The 11,532-nt window shown below is 48.2% G+C and carries 12 protein-coding genes; 6 read left to right on the top strand and 6 right to left on the bottom strand.

What is annotated here, in order from left to right; all coding sequences use genetic code 11:
• Positions 1–115: 115 nt before the first annotated feature.
• Complete coding sequence (locus H6F76_RS13750) at positions 116–316, top strand: hypothetical protein (RefSeq protein ID WP_190508896.1); 201 nt, start codon at positions 116–118, stop codon at positions 314–316.
• 236 nt (positions 317–552) lie between these two features.
• Here H6F76_RS13750 and H6F76_RS13745 read toward each other — a convergent pair whose 3' ends face one another.
• Positions 553–1,143 (bottom strand): rhomboid family intramembrane serine protease, encoded by a 591-nt coding sequence (locus H6F76_RS13745; RefSeq protein WP_190508894.1) that lies wholly within the window; start codon positions 1,141–1,143, stop codon positions 553–555.
• 198 nt (positions 1,144–1,341) lie between these two features.
• Between H6F76_RS13745 and H6F76_RS13740 the strand changes: the two genes are divergently transcribed.
• Positions 1,342–1,617, top strand: coding sequence for a GIY-YIG nuclease family protein (locus H6F76_RS13740; RefSeq protein ID WP_190508892.1), 276 nt, complete (start codon positions 1,342–1,344; stop codon positions 1,615–1,617).
• A gap of 440 nt (positions 1,618–2,057) precedes the next feature.
• Here H6F76_RS13740 and H6F76_RS13735 read toward each other — a convergent pair whose 3' ends face one another.
• Positions 2,058–2,852: an SDR family oxidoreductase gene (locus tag H6F76_RS13735; protein ID WP_190508890.1), complete on the bottom strand. Its 795-nt coding sequence runs from the start codon at positions 2,850–2,852 to the stop codon at positions 2,058–2,060.
• 672 nt (positions 2,853–3,524) lie between these two features.
• Here H6F76_RS13735 and H6F76_RS13730 point away from each other — a divergent pair.
• Complete coding sequence (locus H6F76_RS13730; protein ID WP_190508888.1) at positions 3,525–4,931, top strand: glycoside hydrolase 100 family protein; 1,407 nt, start codon at positions 3,525–3,527, stop codon at positions 4,929–4,931.
• A 255-nt stretch (positions 4,932–5,186) separates the two neighbouring features.
• Here H6F76_RS13730 and H6F76_RS13725 read toward each other — a convergent pair whose 3' ends face one another.
• Both H6F76_RS13725 and H6F76_RS13720 read right to left on the bottom strand, forming a co-directional pair.
• A complete protein-coding gene (locus tag H6F76_RS13725) occupies positions 5,187–5,702 on the bottom strand; it encodes a hypothetical protein (protein ID WP_190508886.1) in 516 nt (171 codons plus the stop codon).
• 152 nt (positions 5,703–5,854) lie between these two features.
• The gene (locus H6F76_RS13720; RefSeq protein ID WP_190508884.1) at positions 5,855–6,370 is read right to left on the bottom strand and encodes a DUF2059 domain-containing protein; all 516 of its coding nucleotides are present in this window, start codon (positions 6,368–6,370) and stop codon (positions 5,855–5,857) included.
• Positions 6,371–6,794: 424 nt separating this feature from the next.
• Between H6F76_RS13720 and H6F76_RS13715 the strand changes: the two genes are divergently transcribed.
• The 3 genes from H6F76_RS13715 to ggt all read left to right on the top strand — a co-directional run bounded on the left by H6F76_RS13715 (position 6,795) and on the right by ggt (position 10,120).
• Positions 6,795–7,559: an AhpC/TSA family protein gene (locus tag H6F76_RS13715; RefSeq protein WP_190509043.1), complete on the top strand. Its 765-nt coding sequence runs from the start codon at positions 6,795–6,797 to the stop codon at positions 7,557–7,559.
• A 225-nt stretch (positions 7,560–7,784) separates the two neighbouring features.
• A complete protein-coding gene (locus H6F76_RS13710; protein ID WP_190452232.1) occupies positions 7,785–8,201 on the top strand; it encodes a hypothetical protein in 417 nt (138 codons plus the stop codon).
• 197 nt (positions 8,202–8,398) lie between these two features.
• Positions 8,399–10,120 (top strand): gamma-glutamyltransferase, encoded by a 1,722-nt coding sequence (ggt, locus tag H6F76_RS13705; protein ID WP_190508882.1) that lies wholly within the window; start codon positions 8,399–8,401, stop codon positions 10,118–10,120.
• Here the strand turns inward: ggt and H6F76_RS13700 are convergent, their stop codons facing one another.
• Positions 10,121–10,306 carry a hypothetical protein gene (locus H6F76_RS13700; protein ID WP_190452229.1) on the bottom strand — a complete coding sequence of 62 codons (186 nt, stop codon included), beginning with the start codon at positions 10,304–10,306 and terminating at the stop codon, positions 10,121–10,123.
• Between the two features lie 110 nt (positions 10,307–10,416).
• Complete coding sequence (locus H6F76_RS13695) at positions 10,417–11,448, bottom strand: M28 family peptidase (RefSeq protein ID WP_190508880.1); 1,032 nt, start codon at positions 11,446–11,448, stop codon at positions 10,417–10,419.
• Positions 11,449–11,532 lie beyond the last annotated feature (84 nt).

The following is an 11,532-nucleotide window of genomic DNA, read 5'->3' as shown; positions in this document are numbered from 1 at the left end:
GCTCCGAGTAAAACGTTCAAGCAAAGGTTTTACTTGGAGTTCTCCATCTCTAGACGACAGTTTTCACCCATATGAGTGGTTTAACAAGCCGCTTACTGAAATAACGTAGTCTTGTTTGAAGCTAAAGACAGGCTTTCGTTTCATCCTCGGCAATCCGGTTGATTTTATGCAAAAACGCTATTGGTATTTGCAATGGGGCGCATCGCTTTATCTGGTTCGTTCCTGTACGATTGCGCACCTACCGTTTCTGAGAGTACCTGTCTTTGACTCTAAAGAAGAAGCGTTAGACTATCGCGCCTGGCTTTCTATGTCATAGGCTGTGACAAATCGCTTACTGATCAAGCGACAACGTTAGCGAACATTGCCAACGCTGCTCGTTGTCATCTCACATCAACGACGATCGCAGCTAAAATTCCCATACAGCAGTGCTTCGAGTTGTCTTGATTGGTAATGATCGTTTTGCGATCGCTTTTTCATCACAGGGCTCGAAGTGATCATCCTGCCCACAGCCACCATCACTGCATCAGCGCTGTCTGCGATCAATGGCTGACGTTAGAACATGGCAAACCATTGCCGCAACTCCGGCAAATAACGTGCTGTGAGGATACCACCGACAAAGCCAAACAGATGCCCTTGCCAGGAAATGCCGCGTCTTCGTGACGGCAGGATGCCCCAGATAAGTGGACCGTAGAGCAAAGCAACCACGACTGAAATAACGGCAGAGAAAAGCTCTTGCTCAAAGTAGCTCCGGGAGAGCAAAAAGCCGAAATAGCCAAAGATGATGCTGCTAGCGCCAATGTGCATGGTGCGGGGTGTTGCAAAGAGCCAAACACCTACACCACTGACTAACCAGATCACAGCCGTCGCGATCGTGAATTCGGTGACTCCACGCAGTAAGGTCAGCCAACCAAGTACAGCGAAAGGTAATGTATTTGCCATCAAATGCTGCCAGGTACCATGCAGCAGTGGCGCAAACAAAATGCCCCACAGTCCAATCTGAGTCCGGGGCGCAATGCCGAAACGATCCAAACGTCGCCGCAACAACACCTGGTCAACAAACTCTAACGCCCACATAAGCGTGAGCAAGCCACCGATAATTTTGGCTTGGGTAGCAACATCACTAGCAGACAGGGAAAATGGCATCGATCGCAGACATCACGTTCTATAGTAGTTTAAGCGACCAACTACGCTTTAGCTTAAGTAACTCAAGCAGCATAAACGAGCAGCTGAGACACTACAACCGATCGTGCTGTTGACGTGTAGTGCCTGTAGGAGCAGAATCATTTGAAGCTAACGTGCTCTGAAGTGAGCTTTAACGTACAGGCATTGCTAGCACACCTTATGAGCCATTTTGTTTATCTTGTGCAATGTGCTGATGGCACGCTCTACACAGGGTATGCCAAAGACGTGCAACAACGAGTAGCAGTGCATAACACTGGCAAGGGCGCTCGCTACACGCGCAGCCGTTTACCTGTTGTCCTGCTTGCCTCCTGGAACTTTCCCACAAAATCAGCCGCACTCAAAAGGGAGTATCAGATTAAGCAACTCACCCGGCAACAAAAACTGGAGTTAAGCAAAAGTTCAGTACCTTTTAACATTGTTGCAGAGCAGCAGTAGGGCATTGGTCGTTAGATTGACCTTCTGTGCTGCCAAAGGCAATCACGTCGGTTGAAATCCATGACCCGCATCCAGCGCAATTGCACCGTAGCTACCCACCAAAATGAGACTAGCATCTACCCTTCAAATTATCCGTTGAACATTCCATCACCTATAGCAGTCGAAGAGAACGTTAGGACAGACATCAACCTTGAAACATCCTTTAAGCAAGGGCTTCAATTCATCCCTTATCCTTCATCCTTTTGCTATAGGCTGCACTCTGAAACTCATTATGGTTTGGTTCCGCTAGGTAATGGGACAAAGGCTTCACTACTGGTGCGATAGCGAACGATGTACAAACCGTGACCCAATATGATCAAAAGTTGCGCTCATAGCCTCTTAGGAAGTTATGCCATCGCTCTAGCGAAATTGAGTTGATGGAACGATCGAAAGTGGGAGCATTATTGTTTGCCAACCTCATGTCCCAGGACTAGCTTCCAGAAGCTAGAAACCCCCTCCCGTGGAAAGAACCGAGGCAGCGTAGCAAGAACGGGATTAATCAGATTGCCAGGAATCACGATCGACTCTCGTTTTTCAAATGCTTTGAGGGCATCTTGTGCAACAGTTTCGATCGAGGTATCAAATTTTGTAGCCACATTAACCAAGAACGGCGGAAAGCCTGCTTCTTTAAGGAATTTAGCGCCAACTGGTCCTGGACAAACGGCTAGCACATGCACTCCATAGCTGCGATTCTCTGCCCACAAAGCTTCGCTAAAGCTAAGGATAAATGCTTTTGTTGCCGCGTAAAGCGAGAAATAGGGCATCGATTGAAACCCTGCTACCGAAGAAAGATTAATTACCCCTCCAGTTCGACGCTGTCGCATCCCAGGTAAGAAGCGATGGGTTAGATCCACAAGCGTCGCAATATTAACCTGAACCGTTTTAAGTTGGAAGTCTCGATCGCTTTCGGCAAAATCACCGTAATCTCCAATGCCAGCATTATTCACCAACAAATCAATTGAGCGTCCAAGGTGCTGCACAGTCTGAAAGATTTTTTCTGTAGCGTCTGGTGCGGTCAAATCCTGCACGATTATATCTACTTGGATGTGATGTTGCTGACTGAGTGAATTAGCAAGTTCTTGCAACTTGTCCTCGGAACGAGCAACCAGCACAAGATCAGTTTGACGCGCTGCTAATTGTTGGGCGAAGGCGGCACCGATGCCAGCAGACGCTCCGGTAATCAAGGCTGTTGTCATATAAGTTTACATTTCGCTTTACTAAACAGATTGAATGACATTTCTCATTTCTGCATCACTCTAAAGAACTATTACTGCGGTACTTAAAGGGTAGTAATCCAGTAACCGTGTTGCACTACTTGGTTGCAGCGGACAAACGTGTTGGAGTGCCCACCGTCTTCAAACATTGCGTTGGAACCATGGAACAGAGGCATCAGTTGACAAACCGCCTGAAAAAGAGGCTCACTGCAATAACTATGAATGAGTTCCATAATTTTGCGATTTGTCGTTTTTGTGAGGAAGAAGTGATGTCATTTAGTGCCGCAAGTTTAATGCCATTTTTGGTGCTGCCAAATTGGTTAGTCAGTAAGGGACACTTGTTGGAAACTAAATGCCCTGGCAAGATATCAATATCAGCTCTGTGTATAAGGATCTTCCCTTTCCCAACTTGCCTCTCGTGTACTGTTAGCAAGGGCGGTATGAAGTTGTTTATCTGCAATCTGGCAGTAGAATTAGATACCCTGGGCATTAGCTTAACAACGTGGTACCAGGGGCGATCGCAACATCTATCAATACGAAGCTACAAAAGATCTTGATAGCTGAGTGGTTGCTTTGGAACGACCAGGAGCAGTAGTAAAAGATGAAGGATGAGAGCTGGAGTGCTGGTTATTTGATTAGTTAAAGAGTAGCTGTATGCTGGCAGAAAATACCTTGGTGAAAGAGGCTTACGCAGCCCTTGAAAACGCAATCCTCTATTATCGGGGGCAGCCCGTTGGCACTGTTGCTGCTCGTGATCCTGAAGCAGCGGCACTCAATTATGATCAATGCTTTGTGCGAGATTTTGTTTCCTCAGGTTTATTTTTTCTGATGCAGGGTAAGCCAGAGATTGTACGCAATTTTTTGATGGAGGTGCTGAGGCTGCAAAGCCGTGAACCGCAGCTAGAATGCTTTCAACCAGGGCAGGGGCTATTTCCTGCCAGCTTTAAAGTTGTTGAGCGAGAGGGCGAAGAATATCTAACGGCTGACTTTGGCGAGCAGGCGATCGCACAAGTTGCTCCGATCGATTCCTGCTTCTGGTGGTTGATTCTGCTACGAGCTTACGTCAAAGCGACGGGCGATCTGAAGCTGGCTCACAGACCTGATTTCCAACATGGAATTCATTTGATTTTGCAGCTTTGTTTGGAAGCTCGCTTTGATATGTTCCCCACGCTCTTAGTGCCTGATGGCTCGTTTATGATCGATCGACGCATGGGAGTCTACGGTTATCCACTGGAAATTCAAGCGCTATTTTATGCGGCTCTGCGGGCAGCACGAGAACTTTTGCTACCCAGTGGTTTTGGCAGCACCTACCTTCAAGCAATCGAGACCCGTTTAAGCCACTTGACCTATCACGTGCGGAAATATTACTGGCTTGACCTCAAACGCCTGAATGAAATTTACCGCTATAAGGGTGATGAATTCGGTGCACTGGCAGTGAATCGCTTTAATGTCTACTCAGACACCATCCCACCCTGGTCAATTGAGTGGCTTATGGGAAAAGGCGGCTACTTGGCTGGAAACCTGGGACCGGGACAAATTGATTTTCGCTTTTTTGGACTGGGGAATTTGATGGCAATCATCGCTTCGTTAGCAACGGCATCACAAGCTCAGGCAATCATGGCGTTGCTGGAACAGCGCTGGCAGGAGTTAGTGGGCTATATGCCGATGAAAATTTGCTTCCCAGCCGTTGAGGGGCAAGACTGGCGCACCATTACTGGCTCTGACCCGAAGAATATTCCCTGGTCTTACCACAATGGTGGCAACTGGCCCGTTTTGCTCTGGCTTTTAACCGCTGCAGCTTTGAAAACTGGAAAGGTAGAACTCGCACACAGAGCCCTAGCAATTGCTGAACAACGCTTGTTGGATGATCAATGGCCTGAATATTACGACGATAGGAATGGCAGACTGATTGGCAAAGAAGCTAGAAAATACCAAACGTGGACGATCGCAGCTTTTCTAGTCACTAAAGCTCTGTTAGCCAATCCAGAATACATAGCGCTCATTAGTTTCGATGAAGAATCTTTTAATGAAGAATCTAATGCAACGGCTTGTAGTGTTTGAGCTTAATGCTCCATAGTCTAATTGGAGACGATTTCACAACGTCATTGGGGACATCGATCGCTCTTCTTCAGTCCAAGCCTCCCGCCGTGGCTTGAGATGTTCCATGCTTGAGGTGAGCGATCGCAGTTAAAGCTACTTTAATCACTTAATATCCCGTTCACTTATGGTTAGTAAGCTTTCAGAATAGTGTGCAACGGGATTGCTAGCTTGCCGTAATAATCCTTATAGATCGGCTCTCACTTCACAGTAGTTACCTTAGCCACGCCCTTCAATATATCCTTTGATGAGTTGGGTAATAGCTAAGACCTCAAGCATTAAGTAAGTAAAAGCATTAGCCAGCAAAAATGATTGCTTCACTTTTCCTTGCTCAACTGCCTTGAATCTAGAACGACCGATCAATGATTCCAGCACAACAGAAAATAAAAACATCGGAATCAGCGTAACGATAATTTCTAAGGGCGGGAACGGAAAAGAACCCGGTTGCACTGGCACAGTTGATCCAAAAATTATAGTGCCGACAAATGCTCCAATAGGTAATAAAACAAGCAACCCTCCAACAATTGTTGACAAGAAATTTGTACCAAGAGCAACTAAAATTGCTTTCTTAATAGTAGTTTTAAGTAGTTTCTTGTAAACAAAAGCTTCGATCGCAACAACCGGAATCAGTAGGAGAATTTGATAGAATACGCTCTGAGAAAACAGTGGAATCCCCGCATTGGCAAGATAGAGAGAGTAGTTTCCAAAATAGAAGGAAGATGCAGGAAATAGCATAAAAACTTACAGGGATTTGCGTTTCTTAAAGCATGAATAGATGCAGACTAATGGCTGAGAGCATCAACAAAGTGTCTCTAAAGCAATAGCGAAACGCTTCAATATTGCCCGATCCAACAATTTGTTATGTCCCTTCTGATTTAGCTGTAATTTTAGTCTGACGGCAAACTTATCTTGCCGTTGTTATAATTGTTCCACAAATCAAATCCCATTTTGAATCTTTGTTTCGATGTATCTAGGTATGCTTTGACTTCAGACTGCAACAACTTTTTCATCAAAGGCTGCTTTGACAAACTTAACAGTTCCTTTAATTCATCTTCCGAAAAATCGGCTTGTAGTCTTGCTGCATAAGCTTCTTTGAAGTGTTTCCACCCAATTTTTTTCGCAAACATCTTCCTAAATCTTGCGTAAAGCTCAACATCGTCACCCCTACCAATCAAAATGCCCATCAAATGGTCAAAATGCATATCGTATCTTCTTGCAATTCCTATTGCTGGCAGCACCTCGCTTGCTAATTTATACTTAGAGGTCTCTCCAGCAGATATTGGAGGTTGATTTTCACTTAAAGGCAGTTGTTGAGAATTTGCTACATATACCGTGAAGAGGGTAAAGTAGACGACCAGCAACAATGCTAGAAACTTTGAAAATTGCAACTTTACTTTAAACATTGAAATTTAAGTATCTCAATTTTGATGTACGATCGCGCCAAAAACCAAATCTAAACTGCGGCTGAGTTTCCCTGCTATCCAACTTTTCTATGGTGATAAAAATATATCAACTCTATGCTTTTATGCAAAGCTACCGCCCTTCTATTTTCCGAATCTAAGCAAAAAGAGACTCGCTATGCTTTAGCTGTGATCGCGCTGTGATCATCCGTAGGTATGAACGATCATTTATTTACAGATATGACTTGAGCATTCCGCAGCAAGAAATTGACGTAAAGGGCGATCGACCCAAGCCTGGAGCAGGAGGATTAGTAGTACTGGCTGAAGTGGTAGGGACAATAGCCTGCTGACATTACCCAGTAGTCATCAACTGGTTAGCCGCTTATACTTTTCGAGGTATGCTCTTTGCCCAAACGCCTGCACGCTTATAATGCCCTACAACCTTTTAAGCCAGATTAAGCGTCAACGAGTGAGTGATGGCGCTGTCGTACCCATTTTGGAGCCGTGCGAAGCAACCGCTCGGCAGTTGGTGCTGATCTGGCCGCAGCTAGGAGATTTTGATAGTCTCGAATATGCCTGGTGGCTGCAACGGGAACGCGGACGGCTCCAAGCCCAGGATATCAGCATCCGAGCCGTTGGCATTGGCGATCGCGCGGCTGGACAACAATTTTGCGCCTATACGGGGTTCCCCTCTGACCGTTTATTTGTCGATCCAACGGCAGAACTGCATCAAAGCTTAAACCTGTATCCCGGACTTGCTTTAAAACTGCCCGCTTTATCGACGGCTCAGACTGCCTGGTTAAATCTGGTGCTGATGTGCGCTGGCATTGGTAGCCCTGGCACGCTGGCTGAAGTGTTGCGAGGGTATCGGGGCGATCGCCGTGCACCGCAACTCATTGCAGATGATGAAGTTGTCCAGGCAACCCCGCTGCCACCTATCAAGGGTGAGTTCTTTCAGTGGGCAGGTGGCAAAGGTTTTCAACGTCCGTTTGAACTAGCAACCCTACGACTACGCAACATGGCAGAAGTGCTGAGCCACTGGAAAACCTATGTTCCTGATGCTGCCTATCTCACTCAACGGGGCGCGACCTTTCTGTTTGATGCTCAGGGAAATCTACTCTACGAACACCGCGATCCAGGTATTCTTGGTTTCGCAGCCGATAAGAGTTACCCCTTGTCCTTTCTCAAGTGAGCCCGCTGCCCTTTCAGTTTTGCATCGCGATCAGTAGCGCTTCTGAATAGCGACAAACTTTTATCAACCCTGTCCCTGCATGGACGGTAAGCCGCTGCATCTTTAGGCGACCTTTGGTTTTTAGCCCTCAGTTTTTTGCAAGACTTCTGCTCTTTTGTATCCTATTAGCCTGTTTCATAGCAGCGACTCGCCCATAATCATCACAACCTTCACTCGAACAAGGCTATGACTCGATTACGCCCCCCTCTATCAGTCATCCTGCCCGCTTCCATTGTTGCAGTTACGCTTCTCTTTGGTTCCTCCATCGCTACTCAAGCGTGTCCGCTAGCTGACGGCAAGGCGGGTCTGAGCCAGATGTTGCGCCAGCCAGATGTTAGCGACCGCTCTGCTAGCGCAAGTCTGCCAGAGACCTCGAATCGGCAACCGCTTGATTACGTCGATGTGGTAGGTTTGAGCGGCATCATGGGGTTATTTGCGATCGCTCTTTCCTTTAAGGTGCGCCGTTCCCACGCTATCGAACCTACTGAAGCTGAGTTTCTTAATCGGTTCCCTCAGATTGAGCATCCAGAACTCGCGTTGACTTCAGTGCCTCAAGAAGCGTTGCCGTCTCATATTGATCGAGAGCTTGTTTCGGTGCGTTAGCGATCGGGCAAAGGCGTGCAGTACGTCTCCTTAAGTTGTTCATGTGTTTCTCCTTGGTTGTGTGCGGAAATGACCCTTTGACAGCAATGTCAGGGGTCTTTTTATTTGGGGTCGCAGAGGGGCGAGGTTTTGCAGTAAGCGGTCAGCCGAACAGTGTAGGGTGTAAGAAGCAATGCTGGATGAAAGAGGGCTGAGGAATGAAGCGATTGGTTAAGCCTAGACAACTGGCAATGCCGCTGGTTTGCCTGATGGTGCTGTTTGTCGGCAGTCAGAGTGGAGAAGCCTTTCCCTATCCCGATCGTGCCAAAAAGGGCATGGTGGTTTCTGCACACCCGTTAGCAAGTGAAGCGGGTCTCACTATGCTGCAAAAAGGTGGAAATGCGATCGATGCAGCAGTGGCAACGACTCTAGCGATTTCCGTCGTAGAGCCAGCCTCAGCTGGTATAGGTGGCGGCGGTTTTTTGCTGCTGCGGTTGGGTTCTACAGGCGAAGTGAAGGCGCTCGATTTTCGTGAACGGGCACCACTGGCAGCCACCCGTACGCTGTATCTGGATGCTCAAGGGAAAGTACGCCCCAATGCAAGCACCGATGGCTATCTAGCGGTTGGTGTACCAGGTACGATCGCCGGACTTTATGAGGTGCAGAGCCGCTATGGCAAGCTACCCTGGAAGGCTGTGGTGGCTCCGGCTACACAATTGGCAGCGAAAGGCTTTCCAGTAAGTTGGCGCCTGGCAGCGGCGATCGCCCAGCAAAAAACACTTCAGCAAAATCCTGCTGCTCGCCAGATTTTTACTCGGAATGGTGTGCCGTTGCAAGCAGGCGATCGTCTGGTGCAAGCAGATTTAGCACAAACGCTGACTCAAGTAGCGGCTGATCCTCAAAATTTTTACACAGGAAAACTGGCAGAGACAATCGCCCGTGACATGGCTACGAATAAGGGTTTAATCACACTAGCTGATTTGAAGCGCTACCGCCCCCTTTGGCGCGATCCGGTCTGCGGCAACTTTCGAGCGGCGCGTGTTTGCTCAATGCCGCCGCCATCTTCGGGTGGTGTGCATCTGCTGCAAATCCTTAACCTTTTAGGTGATACCGATCTTAAGGCGATGGGGTGGCACAGTCCTGATGCACTGCATTTATTGGTGGAAGCCATGCGGATTGCCTATGCCGATCGTGCGGTGCATCTAGGCGACCCTGATTTTGTAAAGGTGCCCGTTGAAGCCTTGATCAACCCTGCCTATGCCAAACAGCGTCGTCAGGATATCGATCCGCAAAAAGCTAAACCGTCTAGTCAGGTACAAGCAGCTAACCCAGAAACCCTCAAGCGGCTGGGCAAAGAATCTAACGACACCAGTCATCTTAGTGTGGTGGATAGCACAGGCAATGCCGTGAGTCTCACCTTCACGGTCAACCTTGGCTTTGGCTCTGGCGTTGTAGTGCCAGGTACAGGGCTCATTCTCAACAACGAAATGGATGATTTTGCGATCGCTCCTGGTGTGCCGAATGCCTTTGGTCTGGTCGGCGGTGAAGCTAATGCGATCGCCCCAGGCAAAACACCACTGTCTAGCATGACACCTACGATCGTTACTGAAAATGATCAACTTCGCTTAGTAGTGGGCGCTCCTGGTGGCAGCACCATCATTACCACCGTCCTGCAAGTCGTGCTAAATGTGTTGGTCTATGACATGGATGCTAGACGGGCGATCGCAGCTCCGCGCCTGCATCATCAGTGGTTACCCGATCAGCTCCGGGTTGAACGCAACGGTCTTGACCGCCTCACTTTAGACAATCTTCGTCAGCGGGGGCATACCATTGCAGAAGGTAACACATGGGGCAATGCTCAGGCGATCATCCGTTCTGCCGATGGGACCCTTGAAGGGGCAGCGGACCCACGGGGCGAGGGAGCAGCGTATGGTTTCTAATTAATCAACGACTCGCAAAAGACCTCGACGTAAACGATCGAAGACTTCATTCAGCAAGGCTTGTTCATCACGGCTCAACTTTGCTAATGAAACCAGCAACCGTTGGTCAACGCGAGTAATACAGCGAGAGGTCAGAATACGGGTCACAACATCTTGAAGGGAGGGAGACAACACTTGGGCTTCCATGTTTTTTGGGGCAACTCGATACTGTTTAGTATGCGGTTGTACCGAGGTCTGCCTGGTGATTGAACTGAGTCGTACAATGTGACAATTCTACGATCAGAGCGTGATCCAGATCAGTTCGCTGTCGTTGTCAGAGCGTCTCGGCTATCCAATAACGTTGTGACAGCATTTACCACTCGTTGTGTTGCTCCAGCAAGGAACGCGCGATCGAGTGTTTCTGGTGTATCGCTAGGCTGATGGTAGTGGGGATTGCGGAAGTTTGCCGTATCGCCAACCATCACTGCGCCAATATTCCTTGCCCAAAAAGGTGCATGGTCACTCCGCAATACATCTGGAGTCAGCAAACCTTTGAGGGGAATCGGCACTGTGATAATAGCTGGCAGTTTGGGCTGCGTTGGTGAAGTCGAAGCAGACATCTGGAAGGCATTTAGCAATGGTAAATGCTCCTGATCGCCAATGACGCCTAGAAAGTCACCACGATCGCCCAGCAATTTCACCACAGGTAAGCCTTCAGGATATTTCTGGCATCCGGACGTGTAACAGGCATAGCCCATCATTTCTAGATTCACTACGCCAGCCAGGTTCACTAAATTTTCAGGACGCGATGTGAAATTGAGACTGCCTAGCAAGCCAGTCTCTTCACGATCGAAAAAAGCAAGCCATAAAGGGCGCTCAGTAGAACGAGAACCTAATAGACGAGCCACTTCTAAGGTCGCAGCGATCGCGCTGCCGTTGTCATCTGCACCGGGCGATCCTTGTACCGTGTCGTAGTGAGCGCTCACCAAAAGCGCATCCGCGTCAGCCGTTATACCAGGACGTTGAGCAAAGACATTCACACCCCCCTCAAAGACTTGCAGTTGTGGTTTCCAGCCAAAGTCTGCCAACGTTTGAACCAGATAGCGACGGGCACGATCGCGATCGCTGCTTTCAAAACGCTCAAAGTTCAACGCTTCGATATGCTCAAACAAACGTGTGGAATTGACTTGAGGTGGCTGGCTTGCAAGAGACGCTTGAGGAGGGGTGCTAGATGTTGAAGTTGGGCTGTTGGGGGAGCGTTTTGGAAGGGGTGGAGAAGATGCCAGATTACAGCTTGTTATGACGAATAAGGCGAGCGCCAACAAAACTCCTAAAATCGATCGCTGCATTACTTTGACCTTTGAACCAACGTGCGACGTTTCTGAGAAACCTGTAAAGCTTATCCTCACTCTAATCGCTTTACCGTTATGTCC

The sequence above is a fragment of the Leptolyngbya sp. FACHB-321 genome, from assembly GCF_014695975.1.
Lineage (GTDB): Bacteria > Cyanobacteriota > Cyanobacteriia > Leptolyngbyales > Leptolyngbyaceae > Stenomitos.
Note: the sequence above shows the minus strand (reverse complement) of the source record. Positions and strands in the feature narration are given on the sequence as shown.

Excerpts from the sequence above, each read along its gene's own strand:
- H6F76_RS13725 (WP_190508886.1), bottom strand. The coding sequence starts at position 5,702 with ATGCTATTTCCTGCATCTTCCTTCTATTTTGGAAACTACTCTCTCTAT.
- H6F76_RS13720 (WP_190508884.1), bottom strand. The coding sequence starts at position 6,370 with ATGTTTAAAGTAAAGTTGCAATTTTCAAAGTTTCTAGCATTGTTGCTG.
- H6F76_RS13740 (WP_190508892.1), top strand. The coding sequence starts at position 1,342 with ATGAGCCATTTTGTTTATCTTGTGCAATGTGCTGATGGCACGCTCTAC.
- H6F76_RS13710 (WP_190452232.1), top strand. The coding sequence starts at position 7,785 with ATGACTCGATTACGCCCCCCTCTATCAGTCATCCTGCCCGCTTCCATT.
- H6F76_RS13695 (WP_190508880.1), bottom strand. The coding sequence starts at position 11,448 with ATGCAGCGATCGATTTTAGGAGTTTTGTTGGCGCTCGCCTTATTCGTC.
- H6F76_RS13730 (WP_190508888.1), top strand. The coding sequence starts at position 3,525 with ATGCTGGCAGAAAATACCTTGGTGAAAGAGGCTTACGCAGCCCTTGAA.
- H6F76_RS13735 (WP_190508890.1), bottom strand. The coding sequence starts at position 2,852 with ATGACAACAGCCTTGATTACCGGAGCGTCTGCTGGCATCGGTGCCGCC.
- H6F76_RS13745 (WP_190508894.1), bottom strand. The coding sequence starts at position 1,143 with ATGCCATTTTCCCTGTCTGCTAGTGATGTTGCTACCCAAGCCAAAATT.
- H6F76_RS13700 (WP_190452229.1), bottom strand. The coding sequence starts at position 10,306 with ATGGAAGCCCAAGTGTTGTCTCCCTCCCTTCAAGATGTTGTGACCCGT.
- ggt (WP_190508882.1), top strand. The coding sequence starts at position 8,399 with ATGAAGCGATTGGTTAAGCCTAGACAACTGGCAATGCCGCTGGTTTGC.